Source organism: Arthrobacter zhaoguopingii, assembly GCF_009828605.1.
In the GTDB taxonomy this organism is placed as follows: domain Bacteria; phylum Actinomycetota; class Actinomycetes; order Actinomycetales; family Micrococcaceae; genus Arthrobacter_D; species Arthrobacter_D zhaoguopingii.
The window spans coordinates 228,199-245,467 of the sequence record NZ_WIAE01000001.1 but is presented as its reverse complement, the minus strand read 5'-3'; the positions used below and the strand labels follow the sequence as shown (position 1 = coordinate 245,467).

The window sequence follows — 17,269 nt, the reverse complement described above, 5'->3', positions numbered from 1 at the left end:
CTCCATCCTCATCCCGTGATGAACAGAACAACCGGCCGCCGCTGGGGCTTCGCAGCCCCGGCGGCGGCTGTCATCCTCCTCCTGGCAGGATGCGGCGGAACCCCGGCCGCCTCCGGCCCCGAGACTTCCCCACCCCCGACGAGCACGTCCTCCCCCAGCCCGTCCGCGGCGCCCGGCACGCCGGCGCCGACCGCGGACTCCCCGGCGCCGGCCGAGACCACGGCGCCCACCAAGGCCCCGGCGCCTGCACCTCAGGCGCCGGCGGTCCTGGCGGCCTCACCGCCGCTGTCCCTCTCCATTCCCGCGATCGGCGCCACCTCGGAGCTGCTCCGGCTGGGACTGCGCGCGGATAATACCCTTGAGGTGCCGCCCGACGGCCCCGGCGCCCCCGCCAGCTGGTACACCGAGTCCCCTACCCCGGGAGAACGGGGGCCGGCCGTCCTGCTGGGCCACGTAAACGCCACCGACGGCGGCAAGGGCGTCTTCGCCGGCCTCCGGGCGCTGAAACCCGGCGACCTCGTCAGCGTCGCGCGCGAGGACGGAACCACCGCTGAGTTTCAGGTCCTGCGCGGCGAAGCGTACGCCAAGGACGCCTTCCCGACCGCCAAGGTCTATGGGAACACCCCCGGCGCGGAGCTGAGGCTCATCACGTGTGACGGCTACGACCCCGCCACCGGGGAGTTCGACGACAACTACGTGGTGTACGCGGCCCTCGCGGGCTGAATCGATCGGGGCTGAACCCGCCGGGGCTGAACCCGCCGGGCTGGACCCGTCCTCCGGACCCGGCCTCAGCCAGCGACCAGACAGAACGGGTGGCCGGCCGGATCGAGGTAGACGCGGAATGAGCCGGTGCCCGAGTTGAGGCTCACGGCGCCGCCGGCGAGGACCTTCGCCTCGGCCTCGTCGAGGTCGGCTACGAGCACATCGAGGTGCATCTGCTGCGGGACCTCCTGTCCGGGCCACTTCGGCGCGGTGTAGTTCTCCACCAGCTGGAAGGCCAGCGCGGGCCGGTCGGCGGCGTCACCAATGGTGATCCAGTCATCTGACTCGTCGACCCGGACCATGCCGAACAGGTTCTGGTAGAAGGTGGCGAGCTGCCCGGGGTCGGGGCAGTCAAGGACGGTTGCTTGCCAGGATCCAATCATGGTCCCAGTATGCGTGGGCGGGTCCCCGTCCAGTAGATGCTGGAGGCAGCCTCCGGCGGTGCCCTACCCGGCCAGCGGGATGACCTGGATCCCCCGGCCCGCGCCGACGATCACGAGCACCCGCTCCCCCACCACGCCGTCGAGGGCCCGGGCGAGGTCCTCCGCGGATGGCACCGCAGCGTCCGGGGCGGGATCGGCCCGCCGCCAGAGTGTGACCCCGGCGCCGGTGATCCCGCCGATCAGCTCCGCGAGCGGTTCAGCGGCGGCTCCGGCCCCGGCCACAAGGATCACCGAGCCGATCGCCCGGCGGTCCGCGGGCGCGTTTCCTCCCGCCGCCCGGTCCTGGCGCCAGACGCTGAAATGGTAGGCGGCCGTGCCGCCCGTCGCCAGGAGCAGCCCGAGGGGCGCCCGCACGCGCTCGATCAGGGCCGCCCCGCCGACGTCCGCGAGCAGGAACTCGAAGATCAGGTACCCGAGCACCAGCAGCGTGATGAGCGCAACGAGGGCGCTGATGCCGAAGACCGCTACAAGGTAGACCCTGCGCCGGGACCGTTCCCCGGTACCGGGTGCCGCCGTCGGGCGCCACGCGGACCACCAGACCGGGCCGCCCACCGCCAGGGAACTGATTCCCCCGAGCAGCAGGGTCCGGGGATCGGCGCCCACCACGGGCGAGGCGAGAGATGCGAGGAGGGCGTTGACGATCACCCCGACGCCGGCCGCAGCGGCCGCCAGGGAAACGCCCGAGGTGACAAGGCGGCCGGCCAGGGCGGTGCCCTCGGCCCGCGTGGCGGCGGCGCGCAGGTGGTAGACCCACACCGGGGCGCCGATTCCCGCCGCGGCGAGCGCCGGCGCCAGGGGATCCAGCAGCGCCGGCAGCGGATCCGTCCGGTCGAAGGCGAGCCGCAGCAACACGAAGAGCACCGTGCCCAGCCCGCCGAGGGTCAGCAGTCCCGCACCGAACACCCCGAGCAGCACCAGGGCGACGTTGGAGAGCGCCGTGCGCAGGTGCCGTCCGCCGCCGCGCACCCAGTACGCGAACCACAGACCGGTTCCCCCGGCCGCCCACACGAGGGCCGAAAGGGACGCGCGCCACCAGGGCACCCCGATGGCTCCCGCCGAGGCCGAGCCCTCGACGGCCGCGCCGAAGAGGCCCGCCAGCGCCGAGTAGGCCCCGCCGACCGCCAGGACGAGTCCAAAGACGTAGCCTCCAACGCGCGGAAGATCCCTCAGCGCCAGCGGTCCCCTGGTCCGGTGCCGCCACATCCAGTGGTGCCACAGGAGGACCCCGGTCCAGACGAGGCCGCGCGCCAGGCCCGAGGACCACCGCTCCGGGTCGCCGCCGATGAGCGAGGCCGTGGTGCCGAGCAGCGCGGTGGCCGCGGTGATCAGGGAGACCGCGTAGATCCCGGCCACGTAGAGGCCCCAGGCGGTCGAGGACCGTTCGCTTTCCACCCGCCGCCACGTGGCCCACCACAGGAGAGCGGCCAGCGGCCCGCCGACGAGGGTGAAGGCCAGCGAGCGGGCCAGGCCGGTGACATCGTCTGCGACCAGCACGTCGCCGGCATTCAGGGCCCGCCCGAGCAGTCCGGTGAGGCCGCCGGCGCCGATGAGCACCAGGGCGAAGAGCAGCGTGAAGACGATCAGCCGGCGCAGGACCGGCTGGGCGGAGCTCCGCCCGGGGGCGGCCCGCGTGCCGGTGCTCACCGGGCCCCCGCGCCGGAACCGCATACGCGCAGCTGCCACGGGGCCCGCTCGATGAGCCAGCCGCCGTTGTCGCGGACGAGGCCGAACTCATCCCGGGATTCGTATTCCGAGGAGCCGAACGGACCGCCCGCATCGAACGTCACGATCGACACCTCGACGTCCGCCGTGTTCTCCCGCTCCCGGGTCGCCACGAGGCTAATTCGAAGGTTGTCCTCGACGGGGGTGTAGAACTCGTCGCAGGGCTCGGACGGCTCCGCGAGGTAGGCGGCCGCGGCCTCCTCATCGCCGTCGATCACCGCCGCGGAGTAGCGCTGGACAACACCGCCGGGGGTGGAGGCATCAAGCAGCTTCACGTCCCCGCGGGAGAACACGACAGCCAGGGCAACCACCACGAGGAGGCCAAGCACCGCGAGCAGGACGGGAAGGCTGCGGTCGCGCCGAGCGGAATTCATGTGCACAGTATGCTCCACCGTGCGGGGTCAGCCGCTGCATCGGGGTGCACCGGGGGTCGGCGCCGGCTATTTGAGGAACAGCGCGCGCAGCCGCCCGGTGGTGAGTACCACGCCGATTCCGATCATCACGGCGTAGTACAGCACGTGCACGCCGGTGGCCGCGGTGAACACCCCGGCGCTGATCTGCCGGAGGAGTTCGACGCCGTGCCAGAGCGGGAGGGCCTGGATGAACCACTGGATGGGCTGCGGGTAGACGCTCAGCGGGTAGAAGGTCGCCGAGAACAGGAACATCGGCAGCATCACGAAGTTGACCCACTCCATCTGCTGGAAGGTCTTCATGAAGCTGGTGATGGCCATGCCGAACGCCGCGAACCCGAAGGCGATCAGCACCGAGGCCGGAATCATCAGCAGCGCCCACGGGGTGGTGATCAGGCCCATCAGGCCCATCACCGCTGTGAACCCGGTCGCGTAGAGGGCCCCGCGCAGCAGGGCCAGGAAGATCTCGCCAATGGCGACGTCGAGCGGCCCGAGCGAGGTGGAGAGCATCCCCTGGTAGAGCTTGGCGAAGTTCATCTTGAAGAAGACGTTCCAGGTGCTGTCATAGACGGCGCCGTTCATCGCCGAGACCGCCAGCAGAGCCGGAGCGATGTAGGCGGCATAGCTGATCTCGGAACCCCCGGGGCCGGTCACCGTGCCCACGAGCGCGCCGAGGCCCACGCCCATCGACAGCAGGTACAGCACCGGTTCGAAGAAACCGGAGACCATCACCATCCAGTTGCTGCTCTTCGTGGCGCGCAGGCCGCGGGCGATGACCGCGCGGGCGTTGCGCGAATACAGGGCGCCCAGGGTGCGCGTGCGGCCGGTGAGCCGGTAGTCCTCGACGGAGAGCGAGTTCGTCACGCGCCCAGCCTCCGGGCGAAAGTCCGCTGGGCCAGGCGCCAGCCGAGCACCGTCAGGGCAACCAGGTAGATCAGGTGGACCGCGGCGAGGCCCGGCGGGATGGCGTGCCCGTAGGTCAGGGCCCGTCCCAGTTCCGTGCCGTGCCACAGCGGTGAGATCCAGCCGATCCAGCGCAGCAGGAGCGGGAGGGTGTCGAGCGGGAAGAAGGTTCCGGAGAACAGGAACAGCGGGGTGGCGATGAACCGCATCACCAGGGCGAACTGGCCCTTGTCCTCGGTGAGGCTTGCCGCGTAGGCCATCAGGGGCACGCCGAAGGCCAGGCCGCTGAGCACCGCGACAGGGACGGCGGCCCAGCCCCAGGGCGACGGCGATGCACCGAAGAGGGCGACGATGGCGAAGTAGATGATCGACATGACCGCCAGCCTCAGGGTCACGGCGAGAATGTGGCCGTTGACGATCTGGTGGGTGCCGAGCGGCGAGGCGTGCGGGCCGTAGTAGACCCGGCGCCACTTGAAGCCGTCCATCACCGGGTAGGTGAATTCGTTCGTCGCCGCCATCAGGGCGGCCGAGGCCAGCAGGGCGGGGGCGAGGAAGACGAGGTAGCTCACGCCGCCGAACGTCCCGGCCCCGGAGCTGTCCACAAGGCTGGCCAGGCCGACCCCCATGGCGAAGAGGTACATCACAGGGGTGCCCACGCTGGAGGCGAGGATGGTCCACCGGTAGCTGTTCATGACCCGCAGGACATGTTCGGCGTAGTACCAGGAGCCGAAGGCACGGGCCCGGGCGGCAGAGACCGCGGGAGGATGGGCGCCCTGCCCCGGCCCCGGCGTGCCCGCGGAGGCCGTGGGTGGGGCTCCGGTGCGGTGCTCAGTCAACGAGGCTCCTTCCGGTCAGGCGCAGGAACACGTCCTCGAGGGAGGACCGGCGTACCAGGGAGGTGATGGGGTGGAGGCCGCGGGCGGTGACCTGCTCGAGGGCCGCCTCGCCGTCGGAGGCATAGATCAGGACCCGGTCGGGCAGGGTTTCGAGCCGCTCCCCGATACCCTCGAGGTCAGCCGCCACGGTGGTGTTGCGTTCGGAGCCGAACCGCAGTTCGAGCACCTCGCGGGTCGAGTGTTGCCGGATAAGGGTAGCCGGCGAGCCCTCCGCCATGATCCTGCCCTTGTCCACGACCACCAGCCGGTCGCACAGCTGCTCGGCCTCATCCATGTAGTGGGTCGTCAGGATCAGGGTGACCCCGGACTCCTTGAGGCGGAAGAGCCGGTCCCAGAGGATGTGGCGGGCCCGCGGGTCCAGGCCCGTAGTGGGCTCGTCGAGCAGCAGGATCTTCGGCTCGTTGATGAGCGACCGGGCGATGGTCAGCCGGCGCTTCATGCCGCCGGAGAGCGAGTCGACCTTCGCCGTCGCCTTCTCGGTCAGCTGCGCGAACTCGAGCAGCTCGTCGGCCTTGGGTTTCAGGTAGCTCATCGGCAGGCCGAAGTAGCGCCCGTACACCAGGAGGTTGTCGCGGACCCGCAGTTCCTCGTCGAGGTTGTCCTGCTGCGGGACGACGCCAAGGTGGGCGCGGACCTCGGGGCCGTGCCGTTCGGGGTCGAGGCCCATAATGGAAAGCTCGCCCGAGGTGCGCTGGGAGACCCCGCCGATCATCTTCATCGTCGTCGACTTGCCGGCTCCGTTGGGGCCCAGCAATCCGAAGGCCTCACCGGCCGGCACCTCGAAGGAGATCCCGTCGACCGCGGCGAACTCGCCGTAGTGCTTGCTCAGGGCGCGCGCGGCAATAACAGGCTCAGCGGTGAGGTTGGGAGGCACCAGCCCAGCCTAGGCCAGAAAAGTCATTGGGACTAGCCAATCCGGGCAATGGGCGGTGGGTGGACAGCCGGCGCAGCCAGGAACGACGAGCACACCCCGAAACGACAACCGCACCGGATATATCCGGTGCGATTGTCGTTTTCGGGTGCGTTGGCGCCTAGAGCCGGCGCTCCGCGGCGTCGACGACGTTGGCCAGCAGCATCGCCCGGGTCATGGGCCCGACGCCGCCGGGGTTGGGCGACAGCCAGCCGGCGACCTCGGCCGCGGCCGGTTCGACGTCGCCGGAAAGGACAGCCTTCCCCGTCTCCGGATCCTCGATCCGGGTGACCCCGACATCGAGCACGATCGCTCCGGGCTTCAGCTGCGCGGCCTTGATCATGCCGGGGAAGCCCGCGGCGGCCACGACGACGTCGGCCCGCCCGAGGTGATCCTCGAGGTCGGTGGTGCCGGTGTGGGCGAGGGTGACTGTGGCGTTGACCGCCTTGCGGGTCAGGAGGAGCCCCAGGGGCCGGCCGACGGTGACGCCGCGGCCGACCACCAGCACGTTGCGCCCTGCAAGATCGATGCCGTGGCGCCGCAGCAGCTCGATGATGCCGTTGGGCGTGCACGGCAGCGGCGAGGCCATCGTCGCGCCCACGTTGAGCACCAACCGGCCCAGGTTGGTGGGGTGCAGGCCGTCGGCGTCCTTGTCGGGGTCGATCCGCTCGAGGATGCGGTTCGTATCGATGTGCTTCGGCAGGGGAAGCTGGACGATGTACCCGGTGGTTTCGTCGTCGGCGTTGAGCCCGTCGATGACCGCCTCGAGCTCCTCCTGAGTGATGGACTCAGGCAGGTCCCGGCGGATGGAACGGATGCCGACCTGGGCGCAGTCGCGGTGCTTGCCTGCGACATAGGATTTGCTGGCCGGGTCGTCCCCCACGAGGACGGTGCCGAGCCCGGGCTGCACGCCGCGGGCGGCAAGCTCGCGGACGCGCACGGCGAGCTCGTCCTTGATTGCGGCGGCCGTGGCCTTGCCGTCGAGGACGCGGGCGGTGGTGGTGCTCATGAACGTTCTCCGGTCGTTTCAGGGGTGTCTATCAGTTCGAGAAGGAACGCCTTCCCGCGGTCGCAGCACCCGGTGAAGCAGCATTCCGCGCTGGGAATGTCGAACTCCCCGGACGCCGCCGCCCGGGAGGAGGCGGCGCCCGCGGGGAGTTCTCCTACCACTCCTCGTGGCCCGGGTACAGCGGGAAGTTGGCGGCGAGCGCCGACACCCGCGCCCGCAGGGCGGCGACGTCGGGGGACGGCTTGAGGGCCGCGGCAATGATTTCGGCGACCTCGGTGAACTCGGCGGCACCGAACCCGCGCGTGGCCAGCGCCGGGGTGCCGATGCGCAGCCCGGAGGTGACCATGGGAGGCCGGGGGTCGAAGGGAACGGCGTTCCGGTTGACGGTGATGCCGACCGAGTGGAGGAGGTCCTCCGCCTGCTGCCCGTCGAGGCTCGAGTTGCGCAGGTCCACAAGCACCAGGTGCACGTCCGTGCCGCCGGTCAGGACGGAGACGCCGTGCTCGGTGACGTCGGAACCGGTCAGGCGCTCGGCGATGATCCGGGCGCCCTCGAGGACCCGCTCCTGGCGTTCCTTGAATTCGGCGGATCCGGCGATCCGGAAGGCGGTGGCCTTGGCGGCGATGACGTGCATGAGCGGCCCGCCCTGCTGTCCGGGGAAGACGCTCGAGTTGAGCTTCTTGGCCCAGTCCTGCTTGGCCAGGATGACCCCGGAGCGCGGGCCTGCGAGGGTCTTGTGGACGGTGGAGGTGACGACGTCGGAGTGCTGGACCGGGCTGGGGTGCAGGCCCGCGGCCACGAGTCCGGCGAAGTGGGCCATGTCGGTCCACAGCAGCGCACCGGTCTCGTCGGCGATGGAGCGGAACGCCTCGAAGTCGAGGTGGCGCGGGTACGCGGACCAGCCGGCGATGAGGACGTCGGGCTTCTCGGCGAGCGCCTGGGCGCGGACCCGGTCCATGTCGAGCCGGTGGGTGTCCTCTTCGACACCGTAGGCGGCGACCTCGTAGAGCTTGCCGGAGAAGTTCAGCTTCATGCCGTGGGTGAGGTGTCCGCCGTGGGCCAGCGAGAGGCCCATGATCTTGTCGCCGGGCCGAATCATGGCGGCGAGGGCGGCAGCGTTGGCCTGGGCGCCCGAGTGGGGCTGCACGTTGGCGTACTCGGCGCCGAACAGCTCCTTGACACGGGAGATGGCTAGGTTTTCGGCGACGTCGACGTGCTCGCAGCCGCCGTAGTAGCGGCGTCCCGGGTAGCCCTCGGCGTACTTGTTGGTCAGGACCGAGCCCTGGGCCTCGAGCACGGCGCGGGGGGCGAAGTTCTCGGAGGCGATCATTTCGAGGGTGTCCCGCTGGCGGCCCAGTTCGTCGCGCAGGACCGCGGCGATCTCGGGGTCGATCTCGGACAGCGGGGCGTTGGTGACGGAATCGGTCAGGGGCGAAGTGGTCACGGAAGGTCCTTCGGTGGTGGGGTGCTTTACAGCTCAGGCTACCCGCAGCACTGTGGTGCAGCCCACCCGGGACGGCACACAGCGGCGGAAGTAACCCCCGGCCCAGGCGTGCGATCCGTGGTTGGCACAGTGCCCCGCGGGGTCGTTCGGGCCCTCGCCCGGCTCCCTGCAGTGCGTGCCGCTTCCCGATGGTTGCCCACCCTACGCCAGTCGCGGCGCCCCCTATCCTAGCCGCAGCACTCCGGCCGGTGCCACCCCGGCCGGTGGGTCCCGGCGCTCCTTGACGGTCCCGGTGGCGGTCCCGCCGTCGGCCCCGGCGGCGGCTCCGGCGCCCTGCCTGGCACCGCCTCTGGCACCGTCACTGGCACCGCCACCGGCCCGGCGCCGGGAGGCCGGCCCGGCGATGTGATGCTCCTCATGGAGTGCCACTTTTGGGACCGGCACCGGAATACCGCTGGATACGGGCCGGTTGCACGGGTCACATGCCCGGTCTCCGCCGGGCCGATTGATGCCGGCGCGGACGCCGGTGGAACAGGGCGGGATAGTGGACAACGAAGCGCGCGAGACGGATATCGTCGTCATTGGGGCCGGCCAGGCCGGCCTGAGCAGTGGTTATTACCTGCGCAGGCACGGGATCGAGCCGGGCAGCGGCTTCGTGATGCTCGATGCGAACGAGGGCCCGGGAGGCGCCTGGCGCCACCGCTGGCCGTCACTGACCTTTGATGCCGCCCACGGACTTCATCCGCTGCCGGGCCTGCCCTTCGAAACCCCCGACCCGAAGGAGCCGTCCTCGGCCGTCGTGACCCGCTACTACGCTGCCTATGAGGCCGAGTTCGGACTCCCGGTGCTGCGCCCGGCGCACGTGAGCCGCGTTGACCGCGTCGACGGCGGAGAGCGCCTTGAGGTCACCGGCCGCGAGGGCATCTCCTGGCGGGCGCGCGCCGTCATCAACGCCACGGGCACCTGGGACAGCCCTTACCTGCCCTACTATCCGGGGCGGGAGATCTTCCGCGGACAGCAGCTTCACACCCACGGGTTCCGTGCCGCCTCCGACTTCACCGGCAAGCGGGTCCTCGTGGTCGGCGGGGGAACCTCGGCGGCCCAGTTCCTGCTCCAGCTCAATGACGCCGGGGCCAGCACGATCTGGAGTACCCGCCGACCCCTGGAATGGCTCGACCGGGACTTCACCCCGGAGTGGGGACGGGCGATCGAGGCATCGGTCAACGCCCGCACCCGCGCCGGGCTTCCCCCGAAGAGTGTCGTGGGCACCACGGGCATTTCCCTCACGGCGCAGTACGCGGCCGGCATCGAGGCGGGAGTCCTCGTCTCCCGCGGGCCGATGCGGCGGCTCACCGAACACGGCGTCGAACTCCAGGACGGCACCTACGAACCCGTCGACGTCGTGCTGTGGGCCACCGGCTTCCGGGCCTCGATCGACCACCTGGCCCCGCTGCACCTGCGCGAACCCGGCGGGGGCATCCGCATGGACGGCGTCCGGGTGATGCGCGAGGAGCGCCTCCTGATGGTCGGCTACGGCGCCTCCGCCTCCACTGTGGGGGCCACCCGTGCGGGCCGCGCCGCCGCCCTGGCCGCGCTCAAGGTTCTGGGCTCGCGGGAACCGGTGCCTGCCCGATAGCACGGGACCCCGGTAGCCTTGGACGGTGACCGCACCAGCATCGAGCTCCTATTCCCTCACGCTCTCCTGCCCTGACCGCCCGGGCATCGTCCATGGGGTCTCCGGGGCCCTCGTCGCCGCCGGCGCGAACATCACCGAGTCCCAGCAGTACGGGAGCCCGGACACGGGAACCTTCTTCATGCGCGTGGCACTGGCCACGGACGCCGGTGAGACCGAACTCCGCCGGCAGCTGGAGCCGGTCGCCCGCTCCTTCGGCATGGACTGGGAACTCAACCTCGACGGCACGCCCACCCGGACGCTGATCCTGGTTTCCAAGGCCGCCCACTGCCTCAACGACCTGCTGTTCCAGCACCGCTCCGGCACGCTGCCCATCGAAGTTCCGGTGATCGTCTCGAACCATCCCGACCTTGCTGACCTCGCCGCCTTCTACGGGGTCGAGTTCCACACCATCCCCGTGACCCCGGAGACGAAGGAGGACGGCGAGGAGCAGCTGCGCGCGCTCATCATTGAACACCGGATCGACCTCGTGGTGCTCGCCCGGTACATGCAGATCCTCAGCGACGGCCTCTGCGCCGACCTGCGGGGTCGCGCCATCAACATCCACCACTCCTTCCTTCCCTCCTTCAAGGGAGCGCGCCCCTACCACCAGGCGCACGCCCGCGGCGTGAAGCTGATCGGCGCCACAGCGCACTACGTCACGGGGGCTCTTGACGAGGGCCCGATCATCGAGCAGGAAGTGATCCGGGTCGACCACGCGCGCAGCGTCGAGCAGTTCGTGGCGATCGGCAGGGAACTCGAGGGCCGCGCCTTGGTGCAGGCCGTGCAGTGGCACGCCGAGCACCGGGTCCTGCTCGACGGGCACCGGACCATCGTCTTCAACTAGGATGGTTACCTATAGTAGGTTGCGGTAAGGATTCGTTGATGTGAAAACCGAGGCAGGTGACGTCATGGGGGGAACCGGTCCGCGCAGGCTTTCCAGGGCGGACCGACGACAACAGCTGCTTGAAACGGCGTTGCTGATCGTGCGTGAGGAAGGCGCGGATCGGCTGACGCTGGGACATCTGGCGACCCGGGCGGGAGTATCCAAACCCATCGCGTACGAGCATTTCGGCAGCCGCTCCGGTCTCCTCATCGAGCTGTACAGGTCTCTCGACGGCGAGCAGGTGCGGAAGCTCCGGACAGCACTGGCGGATGGGGCGGGCACGCTCCAGGAGACTGCAGCTGTCCTGGCGACCACGTACATCCATTGCGCTGCTGATTCCAACGGTGATTGGCAGGCCGTCGGCGCGGCTTTGGCGGGCAGCGATGAGAAGGATGCGGTCTTCCAGGAAATGATCGATGGTTACGTGCAGCTGTTTGCCACCGCTTTGGCGCCCCACACCCCGCTGGGGCCAGAGGAGCTCGAGCTGCGCTGCATCGGACTGGTGGGTGCCGGCGAAGCGCTGGCTGCCGCGATGGTGCGGGGCGGCTGCAGTGAGGTCGAAGCCGCACATACTCTCATGACGCTGATTCCCGCCGGGCTGGCAGCCTTCGGTGACCGCGTGTCGACGTCGTCGCTGCGATGAACCCGATCCGCCGGGCGAATCGAACCTACAACGGCACGCCATCAGCCGCGGTTATCTCCTGAGCGATGTCATGTGCAAGCTGTTTTGCCTCTTCGGCAAGAACTGTGGCCGTCTTCGTCTCGGAGTCATAGAGGTACCGGGTCGACCCTCGCCGAGCTCCGCAGAAATCCACAATCCCGTGTTCGATCTGCGTACTGAGGGACGTCCCGTACCCATGTCGCTGATACCCGTCGGCGTCACCTCCGGCGATCGGAACCAGGTGGATGGTCAGTCGTTGCAGCTTCGGCGTCAGCGATCCGCCCTCCGGTTGCTCAAAGGCCCAGCCATTGACAAAAACCCGGTCGATCCAGCCCTTGAGCAGCGCCGGCATCGACCACCAGTACACCGGGAAAACCAGGATGAGATGCTCCACCCGATCAAGGCGTTTCTGCTCGGCAGCTACGTCGCCAAGCACTGCGGCGCCCCGGCGGTAAGCCGAGCGATCGCCGGCGTTGAACCGCGGATCGAACCTTTCAGCAGCGAGATCGGCCACCTCGCTCGATACGCCGGCGTCCGTGAGCGCGTCACCAACCTCTGCGGCGACCTGATGACTGAGCGAACGCAGATCAGGGTGGACAACGACGATCAGGGCTCCGGTCATAACCTTCTCCTTCGACGTACTGTTAGCAAACTACTATCGGTAGGTTACTAACAGTAGGATAGAGCGGGCCGGCGGGGCAAGGCCGCAGCGCAGACGGCGGAACGGCGGAGCGAAGGGCATGACCTCCTATTGGACCCGAACTGAAGCCCTATGCTGGCCGTATGGCCCACCTCATCAGCATCAACGGAACGAGTCCGAGCATTCCCGGTACGGCGTTCACGGCACCCACGGCCTCGATTATCGGCGACGTGGTGCTCGGTGAGTCGGCCAGCGCCTTCTACGGGGTCAGCGTGCGCGCCGATACCGCGCCTATCCGGGTGGGCGAGGGAAGCAACCTCCAGGACAATGTGGTGGTCCACGCCGATCCGGGCTTCCCCACGACCATCGGCAGCGGGGTCAGCGTCGGCCACGGCGCCGTCGTGCACGGCTGCACGGTCGAAAACGACTGCCTGATCGGCATGAACGCCACGGTGCTCAACGGCGCGGTCATCGGGTCGGAGTCGCTGGTGGCCGCCGGCGCCGTCGTCCTCGAGGGAACGGTGGTCCCGCCCCGCTCGCTCGTGGCCGGTGTCCCCGGGAAGGTCCGCCGGCCGCTTTCCGACGACGAGGTGGCCGGGATCCGTGAGAACGCGCGGAGCTACCGCGGGCTGGCACGGCAGCACCAGGCTGCGTTAACTTCTTGACTACAAACGGGCGCTGAGGCACCCTTGGATACATGCGCGCAGAACCCGCCTCGACGACGAGGATCCATCCCGGCGCACTGCTACCACGGCCGGGATCCCAGTCAGCACTCCGGGAACAGAACCAGCAGCGCATCATCCGGGCCCTGGTCAACGGAGGCCCCCAGACGCAGGCAGAACTCGCCCGCCAGACCGGACTCTCCACCGCCACGGTCTCGAACATCGTCAAGGTGATGGCCGGGAGCGGGATCGTCACCACCGTCCCCACCACGAGTTCGGGGCGGCGGGCGCTGTCTGTCATCCTCAATGACAACGGATCGGTCGCCGCCGGTATCGACATCGGCCGCCGCCACGTGCGGGTGGTGCTCGCGGGGCTCGACTACCGCATCCTGCGCGAGCAGGCCGCTGCCCTGCCCCTCGGGCACAGCGCCGCGGAGGGCCTCCGGGTCGCCGCGGACCTGCTCGACACGGTCCTGAGCCAGGCCGGCATCTCCCGGTCGGCGGTGCTCGGTGCCGGCATCGGCATCCCCGGCCCGATCGACCGGCGCACCGGAACGGTGGTGCAGGGCGCGATCCTGCCCGAGTGGGTCGGAATCAACATCCGGGAGACCTTCGGGGCCCGGCTCGGCATGCCTGTCTACATTGAGAACGACGCCAACCTCGGCGCGCTGGCCCAGATCACCTGGGGCCAGCACAGCCGGGTGGAGAACCTCATGTTCATGAAGGTCGGCTCCGGTATCGGGGCGGGCCTGATCCTCAACGGCGCGCTCTTCTACGGCAATGTGGGAATCACCGGGGAGCTCGGGCACACAACGATCAGCGAGCACGGACTCGTGTGCCGCTGCGGCAACCGCGGCTGCCTCGAAACGGTCGCCTCAACCTCGACCATGATCGAACTGCTTAACCGGGGATCCGGCCAGCCGGTGGACACCCAGGGCATCGTCGAACTGGCCCTGGGCGGAGACACTGCGGCCCTGCGCGTGATCGACGACGCCGGGCTGGCTATCGGGCGGGCCGTGGCCCACGTGGCGAACCTGATCAATCCCGAGGTGGTCGTGATGGGCGGGCCCCTGACGGGGCTCGGGGACATCCTGCTGAACCCCATCCGCCGCGGCCTGCTGCGCCATTCCGTCCCCATCGTGGGCGAGACGACGAGCGTTCACATGTCTGCGCTCGGTGACCGGGCCGAGGCACTCGGGGGCGCCGCCGTCGTCCTGTCACAGCCTGCCCGCGCCGCCATCCCTCTGGTCCCTTCGTAACTGTTAGGAGTTAAAAGCCTGCGTCTTGCGTTCAAGACTTGACGGCAAGCGTGGGGGCAGGGTTCAATTCTTTTGGGTCGCTTCGGGGGCCTGCACCGAGACAACGCCGTCATTGCCGGGAGGCTTCAATGGAGAACCACACAATCCTTGAGATGCGATCGATCACCAAGGAATTCCCTGGCGTCAAGGCCCTCGCCGATGTTTCAATCACCGTGCGAGCCGGCGAGATCCATGCGATCTGCGGCGAGAACGGCGCCGGCAAGTCCACCCTGATGAAGGTCCTCTCCGGCCTCTACCCTTACGGCGACTACTCCGGATCGATCATCTTCCAGGGCAAGGAGGTCCAGTTCAAGGACATCCGCTCCAGCGAGGCCGCCGGCATTGTCATCATCCACCAGGAACTGGCCCTCATCCCCGAGCTCTCCATCGCCGAGAACATCTTCCTGGGCAACGAGCCGACCCGCTTCGGAGTCATCGACTGGGACAAGGTCAACCGCGAAACCCTCGAGCTGATGGCGCGGGTGGGACTCTCCGAGGACCCCACCACCAAGATCAAGGACATCGGCGTCGGCAAGCAGCAGCTCGTCGAGATCGCCAAGGCGCTCAGTAAGTCGGTCAAGCTGCTCATCCTCGACGAGCCCACCGCCGCCCTTAACGAGACCGACTCCCAGCACCTCCTTGACCTCATGTCAGGGCTGCGCTCCAAGGGCATCTCGTGCATCATGATCTCCCACAAGCTCAACGAGATCGAGCAGATCGCCGATTCGATCACGATCATCCGTGACGGCAAGTCAATCGAGACCCTCCACGTGAAGGAGGACGGCGTCGATGAGGACCGCATCATCCGCGGGATGGTGGGCCGCTCACTCGAATCCCGCTTCCCGGAGCACACCCCGAAACTGGGCGAGGTGTTCTTCGAGGTGTGCGACTGGACCGTCGGCCACCCCTCGGTCCCGGACCGGCTCGTCGCCAAGGGGTCAAACTTCTACGTGCGCCGCGGTGAGATCGTCGGCTTCGCCGGCCTCATGGGCGCCGGACGCACCGAACTGGCGCGCTCCGTCTTCGGCCGCTCCTACGGAAACTTCAAGTCGGGCCAGATCTTCATCAACGGCAAGGAGGTGACGCTGAAGTCCGTTCCCCAGGCCATCGAAGCCGGCCTGGCGTACGTTACCGAGGACCGGAAGTCCCTCGGCCTGAACCTCCTGGACGACATCAAATCAACGACGGTCTCGGCGAACCTCAAGAAGATCACCCGCAACCTCGTCGTCGACAAGGACGAGGAGTACAGGATTGCGGAGGAATACCGTCAGTCGCTGCGCACCAAGACGCCGAGCGTCAACGAGGGCGTCGCGAAGCTTTCCGGCGGGAACCAGCAGAAGGTGGTCCTGTCCAAGTGGATGTTCACCGACCCCGAGCTGCTGATCCTCGATGAGCCCACCCGCGGGATCGACGTCGGTGCCAAGTTTGAGATTTACGGGATTATCCAGCGCCTCGCATCGCAGGGCAAGGGAGTCATCGTCATCTCCTCCGAGCTTCCTGAACTGCTCGGGCTGTCCGACCGTGTTTACACAATCTTTGAGGGTGCCATCACAGGTGAGATCGCCCGGGAGGACGCAAGCCAGGAATCCCTCATGAAACTGATGACCGCCAGCAAAAAAGCTGCCTGACCGAAGCCCCTAGGACGCCAACCATGAATTCCCTCAAGAAAATCTTCGGCGGAGACACCCGCCAGTTCGGGATGATCTTCGCGTTGATCGCGCTGGTCATCTTCTTCCAGTGGCAGACCGGAGGCAAAACGCTCACCTCCGGCAACATGATGAACCTCTTCAACGGCAACTCCTACATCCTGATCCTCGCGATCGGGATGGTGCTGGTCATCATCGCCGGGCACATCGACCTCTCCGTCGGGTCCGTGGCGGCCTTCGCCGGCATCGTCGTGGCGATCGCCATGCGCGACTGGGGACTGCCGTGGTACGGCGGGATCCTCGTCGGCCTGCTCCTCGGCGCGGCGATCGGTGCCTGGCAGGGCTTCTGGGTCGCCTACGTCGGCATACCGGCGTTCATCGTGACCCTCGCGGGCATGCTGCTCTTCCGCGGAGCCAACCAGTTCGTCGGCAAGTCCAACACAGTCCCGGTTCCCGAGGGTTTCCAGTACATCGGCTCCGGCTACCTGCCCGAGGTCGGCCCGGTCACCGGGTACAACAACCTCACCGTCCTGCTGGGCCTGCTCCTGGTCGCCTTCGTCATCTACAACGAACTGCGCACCCGCAAGCGTCTGGCCCGGGTCGGCGCCGAGGTCCCCGAGATGTGGGTCTCCCTGGTCAAGGTGGGCCTGATCTCCGCGGCCATCCTGTACGCGACCTACCTGTTCGCCACCGGCCGCCCCGGCACCTCCTTCCCCATCCCGGGGCTGATCCTCGGCGCCCTGGTGGTCATCTTCGGCTTTATCTCCAACAAGACCATCGCCGGCCGCCACGTCTACGCCGTCGGCGGCAACCGGCACGCTGCTGAGCTCTCCGGAGTCCAGAGCAAGAAGGTCAACTTCATGGTCATGATGAACATGTCCATCCTGGCGGCCCTGGCCGGCATGATCTTCGTCGGGCGCTCTACCGCCTCCGGCCCGTTCGACGGCGTCGGCTGGGAGCTTGACGCCATCGCGGCCGTCTTCATCGGCGGCGCGGCGGTGACCGGCGGCGTGGGCACCGTCATCGGCTCGATCATCGGCGGCCTCGTCATGGCCGTGCTGAACAACGGCCTGCAGCTGCTGGGCATCGGCGCCGACATGACGCAGATCATCAAAGGCCTCGTACTCCTGATCGCCGTCGCCTTCGATGTCTACAACAAGACCCAGGGCAAGCCCTCGATCACCGGCCTCCTGACCCGGAACTTCGGCAACAAGTCCAAGCCGGACCAGCCGAGTGAGGTACGCAGCCCCGACAGCGAGCAGCCGATTTCCACAAAGGAAGTCATCTCCAAGTCCTGACGGCAGG

The 17,269-nt window shown here is 68.5% G+C and carries 17 protein-coding genes; 8 read left to right on the top strand and 9 right to left on the bottom strand.

Features of this window, described 5'->3' with window-relative positions; translation table 11 throughout:
- The first annotated feature begins 18 nt into the window (after positions 1-18).
- The gene (locus GVV77_RS18465) at positions 19-723 is read left to right on the top strand and encodes a class F sortase (RefSeq protein WP_159616129.1); all 705 of its coding nucleotides are present in this window, start codon (positions 19-21) and stop codon (positions 721-723) included.
- Positions 724-788: 65 nt separating this feature from the next.
- Here the strand turns inward: GVV77_RS18465 and GVV77_RS01120 are convergent, their stop codons facing one another.
- From GVV77_RS01120 to glyA, 8 genes are all read right to left on the bottom strand, one after another.
- A complete protein-coding gene (locus GVV77_RS01120; RefSeq protein ID WP_159615593.1) occupies positions 789-1,145 on the bottom strand; it encodes a VOC family protein in 357 nt (118 codons plus the stop codon).
- A gap of 63 nt (positions 1,146-1,208) precedes the next feature.
- Positions 1,209-2,849: a DUF5671 domain-containing protein gene (locus GVV77_RS01115; RefSeq protein ID WP_246199558.1), complete on the bottom strand. Its 1,641-nt coding sequence runs from the start codon at positions 2,847-2,849 to the stop codon at positions 1,209-1,211.
- On the bottom strand, positions 2,846-3,301 hold the full coding sequence (locus GVV77_RS01110) for an LpqB family beta-propeller domain-containing protein (RefSeq protein WP_159615591.1): 456 nt from the start codon (positions 3,299-3,301) through the stop codon (positions 2,846-2,848). Before GVV77_RS01110 ends, GVV77_RS01115 begins: the two co-directional genes overlap by 4 nt.
- A 66-nt stretch (positions 3,302-3,367) precedes the next feature.
- Positions 3,368-4,201, bottom strand: a complete 834-nt coding sequence (locus GVV77_RS01105; protein WP_159615589.1) for an ABC transporter permease — start codon at positions 4,199-4,201, stop codon at positions 3,368-3,370.
- A complete protein-coding gene (locus GVV77_RS01100; RefSeq protein ID WP_246199557.1) occupies positions 4,198-5,076 on the bottom strand; it encodes an ABC transporter permease in 879 nt (292 codons plus the stop codon). Before GVV77_RS01100 ends, GVV77_RS01105 begins: the two co-directional genes overlap by 4 nt.
- Positions 5,069-6,010, bottom strand: coding sequence for an ABC transporter ATP-binding protein (locus GVV77_RS01095; protein WP_159615587.1), 942 nt, complete (start codon positions 6,008-6,010; stop codon positions 5,069-5,071). Before GVV77_RS01095 ends, GVV77_RS01100 begins: the two co-directional genes overlap by 8 nt.
- Before the next feature lie 157 nt (positions 6,011-6,167).
- The gene (locus GVV77_RS01090; RefSeq protein WP_159615585.1) at positions 6,168-7,055 is read right to left on the bottom strand and encodes a bifunctional methylenetetrahydrofolate dehydrogenase/methenyltetrahydrofolate cyclohydrolase; all 888 of its coding nucleotides are present in this window, start codon (positions 7,053-7,055) and stop codon (positions 6,168-6,170) included.
- A gap of 154 nt (positions 7,056-7,209) precedes the next feature.
- A complete protein-coding gene (glyA, locus tag GVV77_RS01085) occupies positions 7,210-8,499 on the bottom strand; it encodes a serine hydroxymethyltransferase (protein ID WP_159615583.1) in 1,290 nt (429 codons plus the stop codon).
- A gap of 544 nt (positions 8,500-9,043) precedes the next feature.
- On the opposite strand from glyA, the gene GVV77_RS01080 reads away from it, so the two are divergent.
- The 3 genes from GVV77_RS01080 to GVV77_RS01070 are packed head-to-tail and all read left to right on the top strand — an operon-like array spanning position 9,044 to position 11,700.
- The gene (locus GVV77_RS01080) at positions 9,044-10,135 is read left to right on the top strand and encodes an NAD(P)-binding domain-containing protein (protein WP_246199556.1); all 1,092 of its coding nucleotides are present in this window, start codon (positions 9,044-9,046) and stop codon (positions 10,133-10,135) included.
- Between the two features lie 25 nt (positions 10,136-10,160).
- On the top strand, positions 10,161-11,018 hold the full coding sequence (gene purU, locus GVV77_RS01075) for a formyltetrahydrofolate deformylase (protein ID WP_159615579.1): 858 nt from the start codon (positions 10,161-10,163) through the stop codon (positions 11,016-11,018).
- A 40-nt stretch (positions 11,019-11,058) separates the two neighbouring features.
- Positions 11,059-11,700, top strand: a complete 642-nt coding sequence (locus GVV77_RS01070; protein WP_201293148.1) for a TetR/AcrR family transcriptional regulator — start codon at positions 11,059-11,061, stop codon at positions 11,698-11,700.
- Between the two features lie 25 nt (positions 11,701-11,725).
- Here the strand turns inward: GVV77_RS01070 and GVV77_RS01065 are convergent, their stop codons facing one another.
- Entirely contained in the window at positions 11,726-12,340 is a 615-nt protein-coding gene (locus GVV77_RS01065; protein ID WP_159615577.1) for an NAD(P)H-dependent oxidoreductase, read from the bottom strand.
- Positions 12,341-12,501: 161 nt separating this feature from the next.
- On the opposite strand from GVV77_RS01065, the gene GVV77_RS01060 reads away from it, so the two are divergent.
- The 4 genes from GVV77_RS01060 to mmsB all read left to right on the top strand — a co-directional run bounded on the left by GVV77_RS01060 (position 12,502) and on the right by mmsB (position 17,262).
- Positions 12,502-13,023, top strand: a complete 522-nt coding sequence (locus GVV77_RS01060) for a gamma carbonic anhydrase family protein (protein ID WP_159615575.1) — start codon at positions 12,502-12,504, stop codon at positions 13,021-13,023.
- A 32-nt stretch (positions 13,024-13,055) separates the two neighbouring features.
- The gene (locus tag GVV77_RS01055) at positions 13,056-14,279 is read left to right on the top strand and encodes an ROK family transcriptional regulator (protein ID WP_159615573.1); all 1,224 of its coding nucleotides are present in this window, start codon (positions 13,056-13,058) and stop codon (positions 14,277-14,279) included.
- A gap of 128 nt (positions 14,280-14,407) precedes the next feature.
- Complete coding sequence (gene mmsA / locus GVV77_RS01050) at positions 14,408-15,946, top strand: multiple monosaccharide ABC transporter ATP-binding protein (RefSeq protein ID WP_159615571.1); 1,539 nt, start codon at positions 14,408-14,410, stop codon at positions 15,944-15,946.
- A 23-nt stretch (positions 15,947-15,969) separates the two neighbouring features.
- Positions 15,970-17,262, top strand: a complete 1,293-nt coding sequence (gene mmsB, locus GVV77_RS01045) for a multiple monosaccharide ABC transporter permease (RefSeq protein ID WP_159615569.1) — start codon at positions 15,970-15,972, stop codon at positions 17,260-17,262.
- Positions 17,263-17,269 lie beyond the last annotated feature (7 nt).